Raw genomic sequence first — 22,432 nt, 5'->3', positions numbered from 1 at the left:
TTGTGAATATTCTACTTCAGCCAACAATCAGGGATAATTGATTTTTCGCTTTCCGCTACCATCTGAAAATTGGAGTGGCTTAAGAGCGTTATCTTCTACAACTTTTATATCCGAGATTCCCTGTTGTTTTTAGCCACAAAAAGCATGGAAATATATTTTAAAAAAAATTACGATGCTTTATTGTTTATTGTAAATAATCATTTCTTATTTTTAACATATAGAGATTATAAAGATTTTATTAAAAAAAGCAATTATCTGGATACTTTGGGAAATCACTGGATATTTTCTAATATTTTTGAGAGCGAAGGCTATCCATTCCCCGTTTCGGGAAGAGGAATGGAAGTGGGGTTTTAAGAGTAAGTTGCACATCGCGTTACTTTATAAGGCTCTTATGCAATACTGCGTAGGTTTTGGCAAAAAAATAAAAAATTTGTAGGTTGGGGAGCCACTGCGTTGGGCGGGTTCCCCGACTTGAAGCACGTGGCGTTTGAGGAACGAAACCCAACCTACAAATATTAAAAACCTACGCAGTATTGAGTCGGGGAACCATTAAAACTTTGAAATCACAACAAGCCTCGTTTACCATTAGGACGCACAGTCATCCAATTTGTTTTTGCTAGTGCTAGCTGCTCATCAGAAATTTTGGCACTGGTGAGATTAGCACCACACAGATTAGCTCCTCGAAGATTAGCATTGTTGAGATAAGCATTGCTGAGATCTGCGCCTCGCAGGTCTGCCCCTTCTAAATCAGCATGGTTAAAATATGTTTTGCTCAAATTAGCATCCTTAAGATTTGCCCAACTGAGACTGGCTCTACCAAAGTCACTATTGTGGAGATTAGCCCCTTGGAGATTGGTTTTTTGGAATTTAGCGGAATGGAAATTTGTTTGGGATAAGTCAGCACCTTGCAGATTCAGCAAACTTAAATTGTGTAGGGCAAAATCGCGTCTTCCCTTCTGATAGGCGGTTAACAAAGCTTGGGTATCTAATTTACGCTCAACTTGAGAATTTTGAACTCGTGAATTATTAGTGTTGCTATTAGCTAAACTCGGTGATTTGGCCATCCCAGAACCCTGGTGTAATCCAGCCGCTTCGGCAGCCTTGGCTCGTCTAGCACGAATTGCAGCCGCTACCTGTGCCACTCCTAAACTAGTACCAGCAGCAGAAGAGTTGTTACATAAAACAGCAGAATTTTCCGGGTTGTTGTATGTTCGCTCTTTAGCTCCACTATCAGATTTAATTAGTAAACCCTTTGCTAAACTCTCTAAGTATGGTTCTATTTCCAATGCTCTGAGAACTTCTGTGGCTGAGTGATACCGATTACGTACAGACACCTCTAACATTTTGCGCAACACATTGCTCAAGTGGTCACTCACTTGCACAAGCTGCTGCCACATGATCTCACCAGTGTTGGGATTGTAATCTAAATCTTTAGGAGTTTTGCTAGTCAGTAAATAAATGCATGTCACTCCCAGTGCATAAATATCACTGGCATAGACTGGACGCATAGCCATTTGCTCTGGAGGTGCAAAACCAGGCGTACCAATGGCATATGCAGTTAATGCTGTCTGTCCCGATTGACTTAACGCACCTTGACTGATTTGGTTTTTGACGGCACCAAAGTCAATGAGTACCATTCTGGCATCTTGAGTGCGGCGAATTAAGTTGGCTGGCTTGATATCACGGTGAATCACCTTTTGATCATGAATGTATTGCAGCAGTGGCAAAATCTCGCTCAAAAATTGCTTGACTCCAGTTTCGGTGAAGATGCCATTAAGTTTGACCTCCTCCTGCAAGGTATCACCACTGATGTATTCTTGAATTAAGTAGAATTGCCCATGATCTTCAAAATAGTCTAATAATCTTGGTACTTGGGGATGATTGCCAATCTTACCTAAAGTTTTGGCTTCTCGCTCAAAGAGTTCTCTGGCCATCTGTAAAACGTGTGGGGCGCTTCCTGATGGGCGTAATTGCTTGATTACGCAACTGGGTTCTCCTGGTAAGCCTTGATCATAGGCTAAGAAGGTTGCTCCAAAGCCACCCTGACCTAATGATTTAATTACCTGATAGCGATCGCGCAACAGTAGTTGCGAGCCACAAGACTGACACCTTTGGCTATATGCCAAATTTTCTGGATTGAGACAGGTAGGATTTAAGCAGTAGCTCATGCACTGTCAACTCGCTGCACGAATAATCACGGGGACTGTTATGTTCTGTTTCAATTATTTAGATATTGATCAACTCTTGCAAGGTAATTTTTGCTGGAAATCCTTTGAAGAGTTTTTAAAGTCTAACTTAAATTACGTAAAGCGATCGTGAAAACAAGATCATTTATTACATTTAAACTATTAAACAGGATTTAGGCTACCTTATACTAAGTAGCAACCCGTAATTCCTAATGACGCTCTCTTAATGTCCAACGCCAATTGAGGCCACTTGCTCTACTTGGAGAGAAGTCGGAGCGGCGGTTTTTGCCGGAAAGGTAATCAACCACTTAAAAAACCTAGCTGTCGAGAGAAAAAGCACGCTTACCTTGATAATTGAACGCCACTTGCTACAACGGAGGGAACCTCCGCAACGCAGTGGCTCATCTATGTGGTTCTACTGCATTGTTCTAGTTTCCTCCTAGCAGTAGGTAAAAGATTCATAGGGGCTAGACAACTCAGAATTTTGGAACAAATTGTTTCAAGTAAAACAGGACTTGCCGTGGAGAATCCCACCTCTGATCTAGATGACGCAAGGACTTCTTCGTTAAGTGGTTTCGTTGAACCAAGAATCCCCGTCGATTTATCGCGGGGAGTGTCAAAATCGTCTCCATTAGTCCTTTCCATTAGTCCTTAGGAAACTATTAGCTGGCTTTCATGTTCACACTAATCAGCTGTTCGATAAGTGCAAAAACATCACTGCGGCTGAGTTTCTCTTTACCATTAGCAAGGGCATCAAGAGTGCCATTAGCTAAGGTTAAGGGAATTTGGCAAAAATCTAAGGCTGGGCCGTTAGGAAGGTCTTTGGTGTAAGCTTCTGCCAGTACTAGATTGCGCCTAGCATACTCTTGCATATTTTCTGCACTCCAACCCTGTGGGAAGAAGTCTACCCCGCGACCTAAATCTTCAGTATGGTTACGCAGGATATTAACTGCTTGTAAGCCTCGACCAAACCCAATGGCCTGGGTACGGTTAGTTTGGGTTCCATCGTACCAAGTCCATAAGTCCGACAGCAATAGTCCCACTGCACCTGCAACCCCAAAGGTATAACGATCCAAATCAGATTCTGTGTTAATTTTCCAGTTTTTTTCTGCCCAATAAGCCATGCGGTCTGCCATTGCAGCAGTGGCATCCCAAATTCGAGGTGCAATGCTGTCTGGCGCTAGCAGCGACCATTCTCTAATGCTCATAGTGACTTCTTCCAATGAATTCTCATACCCACTAAATCCTGCAAAAAAAGCATCGATCGCAAAGCCATCAACCCCCGCCTGTAATGTCAGGCTAATGGTTCTTAACAGCTTCACTTTAGTAGCGTTATCTAATTCGGGATGATCTTCAATTTCATCAATGGCACGCATACACAAATATGCTGATGCTACTGCTTCTTGCAATCCTGGCGGTAAAAGACTAATTGGGATATAAAAAGTTCGGCTAGTTTCTTTGAGGATTTGCAATGCATCTCTACGTAAATTCATGTTTTCACTCCCCGCTTGATTTTTGCACCACATGAAGTTTGCAGTTTTTTGATGATACTGGATATAGTTTTGACTAAACCTTAAAAACTATAGACTATAAGATACGCTAGTATTTCATCTAAAAATTAATAGTTTTTGGTGTTGCAATTAACAAAACTCTCAAATTTGTCAAAGTCTAGTCTAGTATAAAGGTTTTTGGTTGCCAAAATGTGTAAGGTGTTGTTTGAGACAGCTTTCATAATCTTTTAGTGTAGATATAAATAACTATGGTAATATTTGGTTGAATATTGCTAAATTTTTCCATGATAAAACATTTATTTTCGGGATTTAAAAGTGTTTTAAGTCTCCGTTAATCTGACTAAACAAATTGCAATTATTGTATATATAAAGACAATTCAGTAAAATCTGTATGCATCTTTAGATGCGTACAGAGCATTGCCGAACAGTTAGGTTAAGTTTCAGCATTTTTCAGGTATTTACACCACAACTGAGATGAAAAGGCGCGACAAATCACGTCTGTACTAGGGAGAGACGCTATTTATCACGCAATACAGTTGGGTTAAGGCTAAAACTCAATACGCTTGGCTTTGTGGATAATTGTAGGTTGGGTTGAACTCTAGTGTTACCCAACAAACGCCCGTTGTAGGTTGGGTTTCGTTCCTCAAACGCCACGTGCTACCCTGCGGGAACGCTAAAAGCGAACAAGTCTCTTAACCGCAAGGGCGCAGTGGCTCCCCAACCTACACATTTTTATTTTTTGGGCTTAACCCAAGCGTATTGGGCTAAAACTCAATACAGTTCAGTTAAGCAATTTTTTTCCTTCTCTTTCTACTCTCTGCGTCCTCTGCGCCTTGGCGGTTCGTTAAAAAATTGACTTGGATAACAGAGTTTTAGCCTTAACTGAACCGTATTGGGCTAAAACTCTGTTACAAAGTCAATTTTTTAACGTAGACGCAAAGCGGCTTGCCGCAGGCTACCGCCTTCTCTTCTTAGGCTGACGCCAACGCGCAGTGTAGGAAGAGAAGAGGACTGCGATCGCACTTCCAGTCCCTTTGAACGGTTAGGTAAGCACAATCTATTTTCTGAAGCGATCGCCTTGAACTTGATGACAAAGGAACTATGATTACCAAGTTCAAATGCTGCATTAACCCATCCGACAAATGAATAGCACTTACTTAAGCAAAAGTTGCTGCCCAGATCTCTGACTTATTGAAGAAGTCGGGGATCTAAATCCAGCTTAAGTAAGTGCCATTTTACCACCTCAATTGAGACACCTACTCGTCAATTTGACCAACGCGGCGGATATTCAAGATATCGCTCATTTTCTTAATTTGGACGAACACTTGCTCTAGTTGAGAGCGATCGCGTATATCTATTCCTAAGTCTATCAATGCAGGTTGACCAATAGAGGTTTTCACCTGAGCGTGGCGGACATTAATCCCTTGGTCACTCAACCGTGACAAAATATCCTTTAGCACCCCTACGCGGTCAAGGGCTTCAATTTGAACATCCACTGGGTACGTGTGCGGACGACCACTATTTTCGGCGGCTGGGTTCCATCTAACTGGTACTAAGCGCTCATACTCCACAGTCTCCAGATTATGGCAGCCTTGGCGATGAATTGAAATCCCCCTACCTCGCGTCACTACACCAATAATTGGTTCGCCAGGAATCGGGGTACAACACCCAGCTAAATAATACACCAAACCTTCTACCCCAACAATTGGCGAATCTGTGGAACGTGAAGTAGTTGGAGGTAGATCTCGCAAACTTTTTGATGTAGTTGGTTCTTTGGGGATAAATAGCGGCACAGTGGAAACTGGTTGTTGTCCCTTCGCCACTTCTCGCCAACGATTTAGCACTAGGTTCAAGGTAATTTCACCGTAACCCAAACCAGCGAGTAAATCTTCCACGCTGTGGTAGTTACACTTTTCGGCGACAGTCCCCATCGCATCGGACTTTAGCAGACTATCAAAACCAGTTTTACCAAGTTCCTTTTCTAACAATTCCCGTCCACGGGCGACATTTTCTTCTCGGCGCGATCGCTTGTACCATTGTTTTATTCGATATTTTGCCGCCGAAGTCCTGACAAAGTTCAACCAATCCAAACTCGGATGGCAGTTCTTTTGAGTCAGAACCTCTACAATATCGCCATTTTGTAGCCGCGTTGACAGTGGTACTATTCGCCCATTCACTCGCGCCCCTGCACAATGGTTTCCCACTTCGGTATGAATACGATAAGCAAAATCTATACTCGTAGCACCAGGACTTAAAGGGACAACATCCCCCTTAGGGGTGAAGACATAGACATCATCTTCAAATAGATTGTCTTTAACGCTATCAAGATATTCTTGTGCATCCTTGAGATCAGTTTGCCATTCCAGCAGTTGCCGCAGCCAAGTAAACTTGTCATCTGTCCCTGTCAAATGGCTAATACTAGAACCTCCTGTTTCTTTGTACTTCCAATGGGCAGCAATCCCATACTCGGCGATATGATGCATTTCTATCGTCCGAATTTGCACCTCTAAAGGACGACCAGTTAGGCCAATCACCCCAGTGTGCAATGACTGGTAACGGTTAGGCTTTGGCAGTCCAATATAGTCCTTAAATCTCCCAGGAATTGGCCGAAAAGCATCATGAACCACCGCCAACGCCCGATAGCAATCCTGATTGGTTTGAACAATAATCCGCAGCGCAGCCAAATCGTAAATTTCATGAAATTCCTTTTGCTGGCGGTGCATTTTTTGATAAATGCCATAAAGGTGCTTGGGACGACCACTGATATCCTGAAACTGGATTCCGGCTTGCTGCAAACGTTCTCGCAAAATATCTGTAGCTTTAGCCAATTTCTCTTCTCGCGCCGTCCGTTTTTCGGAAACAAGGTCTTGCATTTGGCGAAAAGCTTCCGGTTCCAAATATTTAAAAGCCAAATCTTCCAGTTCCCACTTAATCCGCCAAATCCCCAAGCGATTAGCTAAAGGTGCAAAGATATCTCGCGTTTCTTGGGCACTGCGGCGGCGACTGGCTTCTGACATATATTGTAAAGTTCGCATATTATGCAAACGATCTGCCAATTTCACCACAATTACCCGAATATCTTGCGCCATTGCCAAAAACATCCGCCGGAAGTTTTCGGCTTGACTTTCGGTTTTGCTAGTGAAATTGATTTTAGAAAGCTTGGTGACACCTTCGACCAATTGGCGCACTTCTGGGCCAAAGCGTTCTTCTATTTCTTGGCTTGTAACTTCTGTATCTTCAACGACATCGTGGAGAAATCCAGCTGCTATCATCGCAGCACTACCTCCCAAGTCATGGAGCAAGTCAGCCACAGCAATGGGATGAGCAATATATGCTTCTCCCGATTTGCGGTTTTGACCTTGATGGAGTTGGTAAGCAAATTCAAATGCTCGACCAATCAACACTGCATCACTATGCCTTCGGTCATCTTCATCTGCGCCGCTACAACTTGTCGATGACTCCTTCAAACATTTTTTTAACCATTCGGGAATGGCAAGATCAACTGATGAATTTATCGCTATACTGCTCATAAAATTGGGTTTAGAGAGGATTGGTAGATAAGTGAATGATAAGTAAAACTAGCAGCATCACCCTGAAAAGATGCTGTCTCTGGAAGAAGCAGTATCAGGATGATTCTCCAATTAGCGTTAGCGAACGCTACCGCGTCTCGTAGAGAGGAACAAGGGTGTCTGGTAGTCATCCAGTTTGAATTTCAAGGATCATAAAAAAAGAAAATCCATTGATGGCAAACAAAGCCTCAAACTATGATTTGAGGCTTTTAGTGCTAATCAGCGCTTAAGAAAGCTTATTGTAGAAGAAAAATTACTTGACATTAATACTATCTTAACTAGCACTGGATGTCTTTAAACCCTGAGAAATATCTGGCACTCGTAACCTTGCTAGAGCAATTACGCTCCGATGCCACAACTACACAGATAGCTGCACCCGAACTAAGACGGCGTGTAGCCTCGTTGCAGCAATTTTTTGGGCAACAGATTGTGCCTTTGGCTGATGTTGGCGAACCCTCTTTGCAAGGAGAAGACTCGCGAGTGCAGTCTTATCAAACCGAGATGAGCAAACAATTGCGCCTGTTGGAAATAGATGTGATGTTTTTCCAGGGAGCGCGGCAAGCATCTACTGCACAAACGAGACTTCAAACGATTAGCGATCGCTTGACAACCCTCATTCAATACTGTAATGCCATTCTGCAACCAGAAGCGGAGGGAGAAAAATAACAATTGTTCACCTTTTTCTCTAATTAGTCAATCATCCCATTTATGAACTATACTGGAAAGTTATTTTGCTAACAAGATGGGAATAGAAAATGGGGAAGAAGAATACTCAATCCGACTCCCTTCATAAGAAGATTCATTGTGCGGCGGATATAAGCTCCTACTAGACATAGGAGTGAAAAAGAATCTAGAGACGTTGCATTGCAACGTCTCTACAAGAGTTGCAGGTATGGCCATTGGTCACTAGGGGTAAGGGACTTCCAAATAAAAAAATACTCAAAAAAACTCTCTCCTCCTGATTTCTCTGTGTTCTCTGTGGCTCTGTGGTTCGTTTACTTGGGTAATTTATTTCTTGGAAGTCCCTAAAGTAAATAGCGATCGCATCCTTATTTGAAATTCTTTGATGGCAAAACTACGTAATAACACGGTTCTTACATAATTTTTAATGTATTTTAACCATATCTGTCGTCCGGGTACAGCAACGCTGTGCCCTTACCCCGTGGTCTATTTACCTGAAAATAGCTGTAAAGTTTTGAGCGCTAAACAATGGGCAACTCAATACTAAATTCAGTTCCCCAAGCGAGATCAGATATCACATTAATTCGACCATCATGGCTCTCGATGATTTGGTAAGAAATCGATAATCCTAATCCTGTCCCTTTGCCGACTGGCTTAGTGCTGAAGAAGGGATTAAATATCTGATGATGAATCTCGGTAGGGATTCCGCTACCGTTATCCTTGATGCGAATTCTAATGTAGCGATCGCTTAGTTTGTCGGTGCGAATCCAGATCCGACTAGGATAATTTTCCATTGCTTGGGGCGATGACCTACGGTCGGTTGCAGACCATCGCAGTTGTTCAGCTTCTTCTAAAGCATCGATTGCATTATTCAGGAGATTCATAAACACTTGATTGATTTGCCCAGGAGAACAGGAAATCCAAGGTAATTCTCCGTATTCCTTAATCACTTCAATAGCAGAATGGCGATCGCTAGGGTTAAGGCGACTTTGTAAAATCATCAATGCAGCCTCTAAACCCTCATGAATATCAACCACCTTGAATGTTGCTTCGTCTAATCGAGAGAAGTTTCGCAAAGATTTAACAATCTCGCTAATACGCTGGGAACCTGTCTGCATTGACTGGAGTAATTTTTTAATATCTTTTTCAATAAAATCAAGATCCAGGGCTTTAGTTTCCTGCTCAATCACTAGGCCCGGATTGGGATATTCTTGTTGATAGAGGTGAATCAGTTTCAGTAAATCATCATAGTATTCACTGGCATAGGTCAGATTTCCATGAATAAAGCTAACCGGATTATTAATTTCATGGGCAATCCCTGCGACTAAATGTCCTAGCCCAGACATCTTTTCGGTTTGGACGACTTCAAGGGCATTTTGCAGTTTGATCAGAGTTTGTCTTAAAGTTTCATTTGATCGTGAGAGTTCTACCTCAATGCGTTGGCGCTGTTGAATTTCTTTACTCAGCGCATGAATTTGTTGGTTAAGCAAAACGAATTCATTACTCGTTCGCTTTTCTAACCGCAGTAAATTGATGGCTGGACTTTCTAGCGATCGCGGTTGGATCACAGCTCCTCTAGCACAACAAGGAATTTCCTCTCCCTGATCTTGATGGATGGTTAAAGCCCCCAAAATCATTTGACGACTTTGGGAGCAAACTCGAAGATAGTCGATGATCTTCTCTGAAGAATCAGTGACAAACTCGGTAAGATGTTGACCAATGAGTTCTTTACTCGTCTTGCTAAAGAGTCTGACAGCAGGTTGATTGACTGCCAACATTTCACCTGCGCTAGTCACAAGAAGCAGAGGTTCTGGTAAAATCTGGGCAAACGCTAAAAACTGATCAGGTGTCATCGATGTTGAACTATTGAAGCAGGGATCTTTACCATTGCTCGTAGCACTGATGGGGCAAAATTGAAGAGATTAAACTATGCTTTGAGGGATCAACTTCACCCGGTATACATTAGACATCTGGTAGAAATTAAATATGCGTTACCCAGAACCCTTGTAGGACGTAGCAGTGCTACGTCAAAACAATTCTTTTTCACTCCTATGTCTATTAGACATCTGGTAGAAATTAGGTTTTCACCTAGACAGGATAAGGGTTTGAGATTCTTTTTCACTCCTATGTCTATTACAGGGAGAGGGTTGTAGTCTGCAAATGTCCCCCTCCCTGTTACTATCCTTTGAAGTATTCTTGTCCTGCAAAGTCTTCTAATACTTTGCTAGGTTTGAGATAAATGACGATTTTGCATTCCTGAGCGCCTTTGGCGATCGTCTCTTGTAACTCGACTCTAGCGTAGCCGAGATTGTCGGCTGCGATCGCGCCAAAAATATTAGATGTCATGACACACATGGCTTCCCGCCCTTGTACCTGCTCTGCAAAGGGGCATCTGCGGTTGCCTAAAACGATCTTCTCATCAGTTTCTTCAATCACGTAAAAGTCGCCTTGAATCCGGCGTTTCCAATCTACGAGGACGGTAGTTACCTGCTCCCGAGAAAGATTTGACAGTTGCAAAGCATTCTGGTAGAGTTCATTGACCTGTTGACCTGTTCGATAGCCAACCACATTCAAAAAGCCTGCCGCCTGTTCAATCCCAACGACATCTTGTAAGGTTCCAGCCAATTCTCGAATCATTGTACGCAGAAAGTGATCGCGCTCAATCGGTAATTCCAAGGATTTTATTTGGTTTTCGAGCAAAGATACGTCAACCATGATGGTGTTATTTTCTGGATGTTTAGCTAGGACAAGCATCAATGGCGCTTAGTTAAACGAAAGTCAGTGAAACACCAAAATCCTTTAATTAAATACCATGTATACCTATAATAGTTTTCCCTAACTGTGTACAAAACTCACATCAACTTTAGATGGAATAGCACTAACTCTATAGGACAATACGGTTCACAAAAGGGCTGAAACTCTTTTTTTTTTTACGTAGACGCAAACGCGAGTGCGTCTGGTAAGAGTTGCGGCTTGCCGCAGGCTACCACTCCAGGCGCAGAGAACACAGAGAGAAGGAGAAGAAGGAAATGCTTAACCCAAGTGTATTGCTTTATAGGACTTACACAAGTGTCACAAAAAATAAAAGCTTTTAGTTTGTAGTCAGGGCTACCCTACGGGAACGCTCCGCGAACAGCCCTGACATATGTGGAGCAGAAAAGTAAAAGCCCCGCTCAAAACTGACCGGGGCTACGTGAAGTCTTATTGCTAAAATTAGAAATCTTTATCTTAGAAAAAGTTCATTATTGTAATAATGCTGACACTGGTCAACATCATTAGGGCGCCCATAATTATAGATTCGCCCAAAGGATTGCGGGATTTTGAATTGTTCATTATCAGTAAAATCCTTTTTATTAATTGTTCCTTAACCATATCAAAATCAGTATAAATATTTATAAAAGCGCTGCGAAACTTAAATTTACGTAAAGTTTCTTAGTAAATACTGTTATTTTTACTTAGGTATTCCTTTTGACTGAATATTAAAAATAGGACAACCCCCAATGCCCCATACTTCTCTACGAGAGGCTGGGCCAACGACAAAGCTAAGTATCCCATGCCCCATGCTCAACACCCATAATGTAGTAATTCCCGAACCAAATAATTACCTTATCTCCGAGCGGAATACGCGCCTTTTTGGGGTAAGATAAATCTTAATCAAGGTAAAAATATTTGAATAGAAGATTATCATGACAGTCTCCACGGCATCTAGAAACCAAGCGATCGCTTTTGACTTAGAAAAATTAAATGAGCAATTTGAAACTGCCACTCCCAAAGAAATACTGGCATGGTCTATAGAAAATATCCCAACGGGACTGGTGCAAACAAGCGCCTTTAACGTGGATGACATGATAATTACTCATATTCTTTACACTGAACTGAAGCATCCCGTTCCTGTAATCTTTCTCGACACCTTACACCACTTCCCTGAAAGCCTAGAATTGGTAGCCAAAGCCATACAAATCTATAACCTGGATCTGCAAACTTTCAAAACTCCAGATGTAGACACCCGCGAAGCCTTTGAAGCCAAATATGGCGACAAACTCTGGGACAAAGATATTGCCAAATTCCACCACATTACAAAAATTGAACCACTGCTACGAGGTCTAGATGAACTCAACAGTGTGGCTTGGATTACCGGACGCCGCCGTGACCAAGCAGTAACCCGTGCAAATATGCCCATATTTGAATTAGACGGTAAAGGTCGGCTGAAAGTAAATCCTATAGCAACCTGGACACGCCAAGACAGCTGGGTTTACGTGGCTGAACACGGTGTCATCTACAACCCCCTACACGACAAAGGTTATCCCAGCATCGGCGACGAACCCATCACCACCAAAGTAGGCGAAGGCGAAGACGAACGCGCCGGACGCTGGCGGGGAAGTGATAAAACAGAATGTGGAATTCATATTTAAGGAGAAGTTAGGGAGTAGGGAGTAAGCTGTTGCGCCTTCAATTTGCACTAATATTTTTTCAAGATGATTGTGGGGTGGGCATCCTGCCCGCCCTGATAATGCAAGTTGTATACGTAACAGCTTAGAAGTGGGGAATAGAAGAAAAGAAGAATTTCCCCCAACCTTTCCTTACTCTGCGCCTTTGCGGTTAAATAAGAGTTTTACACAACAAATTTAGATAATAGTTTATTAGCCATTGGGCTGAAAAAGCTGCTCTAAAGAAGCTAATTCAGCTTCTCTCAGTGCGTCAATTTGTGGCAAAGGTCGCTGCATAATTGAGTAAAGCGATCGCTTTTGCAGTTTTGTAGATTGCAAACCAAGTTCCTTCAATTCCTCTTCAATTTTTAATCTTATATTGCGTCGATCAGCTTTAGTTACATCAGGACTTTGGAGAATAGCTATTTCAATAGCAGGTAAAACAAATTTTTTTACTTTCTCATATTCGCCCGAAGAAATAGCATTTTGAGCTTGAGTAACTAGCTCTTTTATAGTTTTTAATGACTCCCAATCTTGCTGTTTGCGCTTTTCTAGACGAAACAGCATATAGCTGTAGCCTTCTAGGGGTTTGCCATCACGCTCAAAAGTTTTGGTTGTTCCAGGTGAACCAAAACAAAGGCTATCATTTACAATACAAAGGTTATCGCTGTTTATCTTATTATCCTGCGCCAAAACTGCGGCAAAATAACCTGCTTTCAAGGAATTACTACCACCTCCATCAGCTTCAGAAAATGTTTGTTGGTAGCCTAGTTCTAAGCGACTATCGCCAATATCGAGTAAATCTTCAATACCTCGATATACTGGTTCTGCCAGCTTTATAACACTTGAAAGTTCCGGTACAGGTAGCAATTCAGAAAATCTGCCCATCGTCTTAATAAATTTACCGATGGAGTCATTATTAGCTATGCTAAATAAACCTGCTTGTAACTCGACTAATCCTTCATTGAAGGGAAATAAGGATGTGAGAGGATAGTTGCATTGAATAACTTTATCCAAATTATCTGCTATTGATTTTTCTAATTGTCCAGGTGCAGCTAGATAGGGAATTATTACGGATTTCCCACCGTGATTGAAGCGAACAGCAGCATGAACCACCGGATATCTTTGCTTGAACCATTCTACATCTTTAGCCAAGCGCATCTCCACTAGCCAGATACGACAATAGGCTTCACCTGCAACAATGGGTTTTTCATCGTAGTCTACATCAACTCGATATTTGGGTAGAGAAAGTGTTTTATATTTTGGAGCCTCACGGCTGAAAGTTTCAGATAAACTCTGGAAAAAGTTCATGAAATTATTCCTCTGCTACATCAAGCTAAATGCTGTGAAATTTGATTCCAAAAAGCACGAATCGGAATACCTCCCGTTGAACCTGGAGTCACAGAACGTCCTATACCAGGATTTCCTTGATGAATTGCAATTAATTCCCATTGGCGACTAAAAATTGGTGCGCCAGAGGAACCGTGATCAGTTTTCACATTATGGTCAATGTAATCTTCTCCTACCTGTGTAATTTGTCCAAAGTCAGAAATTATCACTGGATTTCCTTGTGGGTGATGGATAATACGAACATCTTGACCACTATCTAATATAGATGTTTCATTTATAAAAATTGGTTTTTGTTGTGTTTGAACGTTGATTTTCAATAATGCATAATCAAGGTGGCTATTATTACTAACAAAATCTAATTCCAAAACATTTTTTTCGGATTCGTAACCTCCATCTTTATAGCCAAGGCGCACCCATGCTTTTTGGACTTGGCTCTTACTAAAAATGTGATTACAGGTTAATAATAAATTTTTTGTAATTAATACTCCTGTACCTATGGGGCTTCCTATAGGTGATTCAATTCTGCCAACTGTATTACGAGCAGCTAACGCTTTAAAGTTTTCCTGGCCTTTTTCAACTAATCGAGTAAATAATTCTACATTTTGGTATTTTAATCCATAAATGGAATCTAATTCGCATAGAGACTTAAGTACATTTACTAATGGGTGATAATTTGAGTTTTGATAAGAGATTTGATAATTTTTAAATGCTGATACTAATGATTGGGCAAATGTATTAGGTGGAGTATCAAATCTCAAACTACTTAAAAATGCAAAATCAACACCAGCATTTTCTAAAAAATTTTGGCGATCGTTAGCTACAGTCACCTTTAGAGCAAACTGATTTAGTGCCATGATTAATCGTGTAACATCTTGCTGATCTAAAAATATTTCAGGATTCATAACGTTCTCATTTGTCCAACTTAAACTAGAATACTCAGTTGTAAATAATGAATTTTCAACAGCTTGAGTAGCTGGGACAGAGAATGAATCAGCGACAGTTTCCGATATTGGTTGCTGAAATCTCTCATCTAATTTGAGATTAGATGTTTGCACATTGTTGCTTAAATTTGGGGTTATGATTATAGAATCTGTAGTAGTTTGGGTATAAGTGATCTGATTAAATCGACGCTTCAAATCCTGAAAAAACTCTTCTAGTGAAGTTTTTTGTAACCAGTGCCTTTTTAAAGATTTTTCAATTGTTTTAAGCAAAGTCTCATATAGATTCTCAATATGTTCTTCTCGCACAGCTTTTACATTATCTAGCTCAAATGACCAGTAATTATACCATTGCCAAAGAGATTGAAATTGATTGGGATTTAGAGCATCTATACCTATCTCTCGAAGGAGACTTATTTGTAATCTGACCTCCCAATAAAGCTTTTTATAGCCCTCATCTTCAGACTTAACTAGGTCAACAGGCTTTCCTTGAGTAGCTACTGAAAGCATGGTTAACTTTAACTGTTTAATCTTTGCTATCAGAGATTCAAATCGTGATATTTGCCACTCATCAACTAATTCTTCTTGGGATTTATCTTTGATATAATGCTGGCATGAAATAATATTAATTTGATTGAAACCGTTGTTGTATAGGTCATGAATATATCCGGCTTTTGAAGCATATCCACTTTTGAAATATGACCAGCGATCGCGCCATTCTAAAAGAGATTTAAAAGGATTATGATTTTCGATAATAATCCCTTCTTCTTCAAGAAATTCAATTATGTCTATAATATCTTTGTAGAGTTTTATATAGGTTTTCTCTTTCTCTTTAATGGGATTCCGATATGCATCAGTTGCAACCGCAATCATAATTGATTGCAACTGTTGAATTTTGGTTAATAGTTCTTCGATTTGTGTTATTACCATAGACAATTTCAGTCTTCTTTAAATTGATATTTGTAAGAGTACATTAGCAATTGTGTTTATTTCTGATTGGGTAAATTTTCTATATGCTCTATGAGCCGATTAATTTGGCCTTCCCGGTTGCGATTCCACTCACAAGACCAAATTTTGTAAATACGCCAGCCTAATTTTTGTAGGACTTCTTGACGGAGGCGATCGCGATCGCGTGCTGTGGGATATTTACTATAAGTTCCGCCATCACACACAATCCCTAGAAGAGACTCTTCTGTTTCTGACTCTGAATTATTCATCACAACTAGGTCGATTGGATAAGCTGAACGACCTACCCTTTTCTTAACTGCGTATCCCCTTTCTGTTAAAACTTGATATATATCTTCTTCAAAAGGTAAGTCTAAGTGAGACAGACGATCATCATGCTTTTCATCTAGTTTTTGAGCGCCACTTTCAACGTATGCAAAATACTTCTTAATCAATGCAGCTTGTGGACTGACTCCGGCGTTAATATTCTCGTGTTTAATCGAAGCGACTAATACAAACTTGCATCTAGCGCGAGTTATTGCAACATTTAATCTTCTTTTCCCTAAATCTTGCTGTTTTTTACTGAAGTAACCAAAGCTGTGATTTAACTTACCTGGATTTTTGTTATCAAAACCAAAGCCAAAGCTTAGAAAAATCACATCTCGTTCATCACCTTGAACATCATCGATTGCTTTGACAAAGAACTTATCAGAGTTTTCTTGACAAAATTCTTCTATCTCAGGATGTTTAATACTTATTTGTTTGAGTTGTTCCCAGATGGCTTTTGCTTGTTGTTTACTTGAGGTAATAATACCCAAAGATTGCTGAGAGTGTTGTTTAAAATGCTGAACTGTCAGCTTTGCAACTTCCTCTGCTTCACCTATATTGTCTCCGCGACCACCACGGTCATATATTCCCCCTTTAACGAAATGGAAATGTGGACTATTTGACCATATCGTTTTTTGTCTACCCCGGAATATAGCTTCAAATTGACCGAGTTGTTCTAGAAAAATTTTTGCATTTAACAATCTAGGTTCTGGCCAATCTTGCAGATTAGAAAGATTAAACTCTAGTGGAGGAACATTTTCTCTTTCTAATCTGAGAATTTCACCATACAAGTCAAACGCAGACTTATTTAATGGTTGCTTCTTTTCATGTAAGCTTTTCACATGATCGTTGAGAATTTTTCGATAGTCACATAAAGGTTTAAAGAATGGTTCCCAATCTCGCTGCTGTGCTTCATTTTTTTCTGAAAGCTCATGGAAAGTTTGCTCTAGTTGATTGAAAAAATCTTTGGCTTTTTTTGTAACTTCATGGTGTAAATTCAGACAAATATCTTCTAATCTACTCTTTTTTAGTCTGTCAAAAACAACTTCTAAAGCAGTTTGCTTTTCTGCAACTACAAGCACTTTCTTTCCTTGACCGACTAACTCAGTGATGATGTTAACAATAGTTTGGCTTTTTCCTGTACCAGGCGGCCCCTGCACTACACAACTAAATCCTGCCTTGACAGCTTCTATAACTACTTGCTGGCTGGAGTCAGCATCACATATCTGATAAATCGATGAATAGTCTATTTGATCAAGTTCTTTCTCTTGGAGAATAGACGAATTCTTGACATTCTCAGATGTTCTGTCTAAAGCTAGCTCTTGCAGTATAGGATGAGTAGCTATCTTCTCTTGATTTTGTTCCAGGTCTTGAATCATTGCTGCTTTTGCATCCGGGAACAAAGTAATCTGTGCTGTTTCTTTTACTTCCCATTCAGGTTGTTTAGCGGCGATCGCACAACGAACTTCATTGAAAAAATCTTCATAGCTCAATTCTTTAACCCTATCACTGTTAGGCAGCGTTATATCAAAATCACGTAACCTGTTGACTAAAGTAAAGTTAACAGCAATATCATCATCTATGGGGTGAAGAGTAAATTCTAATGACTTTCTACCTGTTTTTTCTAATCTAACTGGAACAAGCAGAATAGGAGAAACATATTTCTCGTGAGGGTTTTCGGTGTTAAACCATGTTAAGGTGTTAATAACTAAAAAAAGACTATTAAAACCCTTATCTTCAATGGTTGATTTAGCCTCTTTACGAAGTTCATCTAGAACCTTGATCGGGTCATCATCCATCTGCTTAGGTTCCAGTTCACTGATTAGTAAAGATTCAAGCTCATCTTCTGTAAAATGACTATATAAAAATGAAGAGTCTCTTAAAAGAGGAACTAATCTTTTTTGATTTTGGCGTAAATCAACTAAAGGATTTTTATTGGATTCGCCAATAAGTTTTTTCTTCCAAATATTAATTTTGTCTTGGATTGTTTTAAATTCCGAAATATTCATTCGATTCTGATTACAGTGCTGTACAAGAATTAACTGATGTTTTAATACTCTTATTATAAGTAATATTTCTGTTAGATATAATCATTTGTTACAATTTGCTGATACAAGGGTTGTCATTCGTTTGGACTACACCTTTGAAAATCTCAATGTCACGAGGTTACATATTATTGAGGCGTAAACTCCCGTAAGCGATATTATGATTGGCATGGCAATTTAACGTCAGATAGTCAAGTAAGACTTAAGATAAATTTATGATCAAAATCCTCCATCTCTCCGACATCCACATGGGAAGCGGCTTCTCCCACGGACGAATCAATCCGGCAACGGGATTAAATACACGGTTGGAAGATTTTGTCAATACTCTCTCTATATGTATTGACCGAGCGCTGAGAGATGCTGTTGATATGGTGATATTTGGTGGCGATGCTTTCCCGGATGCTACACCACCACCTTATGTACAACAAGCTTTTGCTAGCCAATTTCGCCGGCTGATGGATGCCAATATTCCAACAGTGCTGTTAGTAGGCAACCATGACCAACATTCCCAAGGACAGGGAGGAGCGAGTTTAAATATTTACCGCACTTTGGGAGTGCCAGGGTTTGTAGTTGGTGATACATTAACTACGCACTGCATCCAAACCCGTAATGGCAAAGTGCAAGTAATCACCCTTCCTTGGCTGACACGTTCGACTTTGATGACTCGCCAAGAGACTGAAGGTTTGTCTTTGGCGGAAGTTAACCAACTATTAACGGAACGCTTGCGAGTTGTCTTAGAAGGGGAAGTTCGCCGTCTTGACCCTGATGTGCCTACTGTCCTTTTGGCTCACTTGATGTCTGATAATGCTACCTTGGGTGCAGAACGCTTTTTGGCAGTAGGTAAAGGTTTTACTCTACCCCTATCTTTGCTGACGCGACCTTGTTTTGACTATGTAGCCTTGGGACACGTTCACCGTCACCAGAATTTGAATAAATCTAACGACCCACCTGTAATTTATCCAGGGAGTATTGAGCGGGTAGATTTTAGCGAAGAAAAAGAAGACAAAGGTTATGTAATGCTAGAACTGGAGCGGGGAAGCGCCGAGTGGGAATTTTGTCCCTTAACAGTTCGGACTTTTCGCACCATTGAGGTGGATATCTCGAAAGCAGATGATCCACAGGCGGTGTTAATGAAAGCGATCGCTAAGTATGATATTCAAGATGCTGTAGTGCGGCTCATTTACAAACTCCGCTCCGAACAGATGGATTTAATTGATAGTTCTTCTCTACATACTGCTTTAAGTCCCGCTCATACCTACACCATTCAAGCAGAATTAGTCAGTCAATTAGCCAGGCCCCGAATTCCCGAATTGAGTGCAAGTAGCAGCATCGACCCAATGGAAGCGTTGAGAACTTACTTGAACAATCGTGAAGACCTCAAAGATATCGCAGCATCAATGCTGGATGCAGCACAGAAGTTGCTAGCAGATGAAGTGGAAGTTTGGCTGGAAGCAGCAATTAATGAGTAGGTTAAAATAATTCGTAATACCTCGACTTCGGCGAGAAGCAAGCTACGTAATGAAGCTCGTTCGCCTTTGGCGTCTCCCCTTGGGAGATGACTCGCTTTGCGCGTCGCTAACGTAATTCGTAATTAATAATTAATATGGAATAACGAACCGCAGAGGGCGCAAAGAAATCAGAGTTTGAGAGGACGTTTGAAAAGTCTAATTTATTACTAGCCGTGGCACAGGTGCGGCTACACGAGACTTTACCCACCGACCTGGGTTAAAAACCTTGATTTTTTCTTAGTCCACGGAGGTGGACTAAGCTTTGTGTAGTAGGGAATTCTATTCGCCCAATACTTTTAAAACATCCTCTTAGTACAGGATTTCTTCGATTGTATTTGCCACAACAATGCTACGTAAAATTTCTTTCAAACGCTCTAAATCAGAAATTTGGTCTATTTGCGATATTAATTCTAAACCATCGCTGCCAAATTTCACCTCTAAACTCATTTCAATGTTAGATAAAATTTCCTCTCGCCGTCCGCGTTCTTCACCCATACGCACTCCGCGTTCTTCACCCATACGCAGTCCGCGTTCTTCACCGATGCGTATACCACGCTGTTCAATTTCTTGATACCAAGGCGACTCACGTAACACAGCCATATCCCACCTCATAATCTCCTGAACTAACGTACTCTCTAGCACAAACGTAGCAAAAAAGGCCAGTACCGTTTCCAGTTGATTTAACTGTTCATCAGCACGCAAAATTCGCAGTGCTTCTCTAATTGTAGACTCCTTCTCCCCGCCTTGAAGAATCGGTACAAACGGCAGCAACGAGGGTAATCGTTGCTCAAAGACAATTTTTACATCAACCTCCCACAAATTAATCACACGATAATCTTGACGTGCTTGTAAACCAGCAATATTTGATGCAAATCTATTAGGTATTTCCTCGTCACCAATTTTCAAAATGTTAATTAATACTGGGTAAGTTGGTAACTTATATTTCTCTTCCGCCAGGGCTGCATACGCACGCATCCGTCGCGGCATTTCTGATGAAGGACGCAATTGTAATTCGTTGAGAACCAAAAATTCACCGTACTGTTTACTTTCAACACGAATTAAAACATCACTTTCTCTGCTAATCCACTGAAATTCTGAATTGAGAATTTCTCCAACCACAATATCGGGAATTTGTGTCACCCATTTCACCCAGTTATCAGGTGCAAGACTAATTAACTTTTTGGTGCTGACATCTGCGGGTTTTGCCATCGTATTAACAGTTCTGTAATTCTGGAAAATATGCTGAGGCTTGACAGTACTTAATTAAAGTAAAATTTCAGTTTATTACTTATACTGTGTATGATGATGGTAGGATAAACGTGTTTTAACAGAAGAAATGTATGAGTTAAGAGTTATGAAATAACTTTCAATTAAAAACTCCTAACTCCTAACTTCTAACTTCTAACTTCTAACTTTATACTGTGCTAGATCGACCTGTATCTGAACTATCAAAGCCTCGCCGACACTTACCCAATCAGCGCTGGCAGATTTATCCACAAAAACCAGAATTTGCTCAAAATCTGGCGGTTTTGACAAATCTTTCACCCATTGTCAGCCAGTTGTTGATTAATCGGGGTATGGAAACACCAGAACAGGTACAAGCATTTTTAGATCCAGAGTCTTTAGTTTTGCCTTCGCCGTTAGAAGATTTCCCAGATTTGGCGATTAGTTTGGAGTTATTGCAAAATGCGATCGCTTCTCAAAAAAAAATTGCTATTTGTGGTGATTACGATGCTGATGGGATGACCAGCACTGCTCTACTTTTACGCAGTCTCCGCACTTTAGGCGCACAAGTAGATTATGCTATCCCCAGCCGGATGCACGAAGGCTACGGTATTAATAAACGCATAGTCGAAGAGTTTCACAGCGAAGGTGTGGGATTAATTCTGACTGTAGATAATGGCATCTCTGCATTTGAACCAGTTGCTAGAGCCAGAGAACTTGGTCTTGCAGTTATTATTACCGACCATCATGATATCCCTCAAAAATTACCGCCAGCCAACGCTATTCTCAACCCTAAACTAATAGCCGAATCTTCACCTTACCGGGGAGTTGCTGGTGTTGGTGTTGCTTACATTTTGGCAGTTTCTTTAGCACAACAGCTAGGGCAGACTAAGGGCTTGATCCAGCCGATGCTAGCACTATTTACACTAGGAACGATCGCAGATTTAGCCCCCTTAACTGGTGTAAATCGCCGTTGGGTGAAACGTGGTTTACAACATTTACCCAAATCTAACTTACCTGGGGTACAGGCGTTGATTCAGGTAGGCGGTGTACAGGCGAGAGATGAGGAAGCAGGGAGAGCAGGGGGAGATGAGGGAGTAGGGGGAGCAGGGGAGAAAATTGGCAATCCAAAATCCAAAATCCAAAATCCAAAATCCCTCAAGCCTGAAGATATCGGGTTTCGTCTGGGGCCGCGAATTAATGCGATTGGTCGGATTGGTGATCCCCAGACTGTGATTGAACTGCTGACTACAGATGATATGGGAGTGGCGCTGGAAAGAGCAATGCAGTGCGAACAAATCAACGCTTCTCGCCAGGAGATGTGTCAGCAAATTGAACAAGAAGCGATCGCTTATGTAGAGACAGAATTTGTTGCGTCTCTACAAAAAGACCGTGTATTAATTGTTGTTCAGCCCAATTGGCATCATGGCGTTATTGGGATTGTCGCCTCTCGCTTAGTGGAACGCTACGGTGTCCCCGTGTTCATCGGTACTTATGAAGATGAAGGACACATACGCGGTTCAGCACGCTCAATTCCAGAGTTTCATGTATTTGAAGCTTTGGAATATTGTCACGATTTACTAGGCAAATTTGGTGGACACAAAGCAGCCGGGGGATTTTCTCTACCAGCAGAGAATTTACAGATGGTGCGATCGCGTTTGATTGAGTTTGCTAACCAGTGTCTTGAACCCCACCATCTCAAGCCTCTGCTGAAAATTGAT

The 22,432-nt window shown here is 41.0% G+C and carries 14 protein-coding genes; 5 read left to right on the top strand and 9 right to left on the bottom strand.

Annotated elements, in window-relative coordinates:
- The first annotated feature begins 123 nt into the window (after positions 1-123).
- On the top strand, positions 124-354 hold the full coding sequence (locus LC605_RS16000; protein ID WP_229548510.1) for a hypothetical protein: 231 nt from the start codon (positions 124-126) through the stop codon (positions 352-354).
- A 209-nt stretch (positions 355-563) separates the two neighbouring features.
- On the opposite strand, the gene LC605_RS15995 is transcribed toward LC605_RS16000, so the two are convergent.
- The 3 genes from LC605_RS15995 to LC605_RS15985 form a co-directional block, all read right to left on the bottom strand.
- The gene (locus LC605_RS15995; RefSeq protein WP_229548509.1) at positions 564-2,168 is read right to left on the bottom strand and encodes a serine/threonine-protein kinase; all 1,605 of its coding nucleotides are present in this window, start codon (positions 2,166-2,168) and stop codon (positions 564-566) included.
- Between the two features lie 680 nt (positions 2,169-2,848).
- The gene (locus LC605_RS15990) at positions 2,849-3,679 is read right to left on the bottom strand and encodes a squalene/phytoene synthase family protein (RefSeq protein WP_229548508.1); all 831 of its coding nucleotides are present in this window, start codon (positions 3,677-3,679) and stop codon (positions 2,849-2,851) included.
- A gap of 1,274 nt (positions 3,680-4,953) precedes the next feature.
- On the bottom strand, positions 4,954-7,227 hold the full coding sequence (locus tag LC605_RS15985) for a bifunctional (p)ppGpp synthetase/guanosine-3',5'-bis(diphosphate) 3'-pyrophosphohydrolase (protein ID WP_229548507.1): 2,274 nt from the start codon (positions 7,225-7,227) through the stop codon (positions 4,954-4,956).
- Between the two features lie 327 nt (positions 7,228-7,554).
- Here LC605_RS15985 and patD point away from each other — a divergent pair, with 327 nt between their 5' ends.
- Positions 7,555-7,932 carry a heterocyst frequency control protein PatD gene (gene patD / locus LC605_RS15980; protein WP_229548506.1) on the top strand — a complete coding sequence of 126 codons (378 nt, stop codon included), beginning with the start codon at positions 7,555-7,557 and terminating at the stop codon, positions 7,930-7,932.
- Between the two features lie 536 nt (positions 7,933-8,468).
- On the opposite strand, the gene LC605_RS15975 is transcribed toward patD, so the two are convergent.
- Together LC605_RS15975 and LC605_RS15970 are read right to left on the bottom strand one after the other, a co-directional pair.
- Positions 8,469-9,800, bottom strand: a complete 1,332-nt coding sequence (locus tag LC605_RS15975) for an ATP-binding protein (RefSeq protein WP_229548505.1) — start codon at positions 9,798-9,800, stop codon at positions 8,469-8,471.
- 325 nt (positions 9,801-10,125) lie between these two features.
- A complete protein-coding gene (locus LC605_RS15970; RefSeq protein ID WP_229548517.1) occupies positions 10,126-10,662 on the bottom strand; it encodes a methanogen output domain 1-containing protein in 537 nt (178 codons plus the stop codon).
- A 971-nt stretch (positions 10,663-11,633) separates the two neighbouring features.
- Between LC605_RS15970 and cysH the strand changes: the two genes are divergently transcribed.
- On the top strand, positions 11,634-12,359 hold the full coding sequence (cysH, locus tag LC605_RS15965) for a phosphoadenosine phosphosulfate reductase (RefSeq protein ID WP_229548504.1): 726 nt from the start codon (positions 11,634-11,636) through the stop codon (positions 12,357-12,359).
- Positions 12,360-12,587: 228 nt separating this feature from the next.
- Here the strand turns inward: cysH and LC605_RS15960 are convergent, their stop codons facing one another.
- Genes LC605_RS15960 through LC605_RS15950 form a run of 3 tightly spaced genes read right to left on the bottom strand, consistent with a single transcriptional unit; the run spans position 12,588 to position 17,943 of the window.
- The gene (locus LC605_RS15960) at positions 12,588-13,685 is read right to left on the bottom strand and encodes a hypothetical protein (RefSeq protein ID WP_229548503.1); all 1,098 of its coding nucleotides are present in this window, start codon (positions 13,683-13,685) and stop codon (positions 12,588-12,590) included.
- Positions 13,686-13,705: 20 nt separating this feature from the next.
- On the bottom strand, positions 13,706-15,592 hold the full coding sequence (locus tag LC605_RS15955; RefSeq protein WP_229548502.1) for a trypsin-like peptidase domain-containing protein: 1,887 nt from the start codon (positions 15,590-15,592) through the stop codon (positions 13,706-13,708).
- Positions 15,593-15,648: 56 nt separating this feature from the next.
- The gene (locus LC605_RS15950; protein WP_229548501.1) at positions 15,649-17,943 is read right to left on the bottom strand and encodes a DUF4011 domain-containing protein; all 2,295 of its coding nucleotides are present in this window, start codon (positions 17,941-17,943) and stop codon (positions 15,649-15,651) included.
- Positions 17,944-18,194: 251 nt separating this feature from the next.
- Between LC605_RS15950 and sbcD the strand changes: the two genes are divergently transcribed.
- Complete coding sequence (sbcD, locus tag LC605_RS15945) at positions 18,195-19,448, top strand: exonuclease subunit SbcD (protein WP_229548500.1); 1,254 nt, start codon at positions 18,195-18,197, stop codon at positions 19,446-19,448.
- 348 nt (positions 19,449-19,796) lie between these two features.
- Here sbcD and LC605_RS15940 read toward each other — a convergent pair whose 3' ends face one another.
- Entirely contained in the window at positions 19,797-20,696 is a 900-nt protein-coding gene (locus LC605_RS15940) for an Rpn family recombination-promoting nuclease/putative transposase (protein ID WP_229548499.1), read from the bottom strand.
- A gap of 212 nt (positions 20,697-20,908) precedes the next feature.
- Between LC605_RS15940 and LC605_RS15935 the strand changes: the two genes are divergently transcribed.
- A partial coding sequence (locus LC605_RS15935) for a DHH family phosphoesterase (RefSeq protein WP_229548498.1) occupies positions 20,909-22,432 on the top strand: 1,524 nt, incomplete at its 3' end.

The organism is Nostoc sp. CHAB 5836, from assembly GCF_020829445.1.
GTDB lineage: Bacteria > Cyanobacteriota > Cyanobacteriia > Cyanobacteriales > Nostocaceae > Nostoc.
Note: the sequence above shows the minus strand (reverse complement) of the source record. Positions and strands in the feature narration are given on the sequence as shown.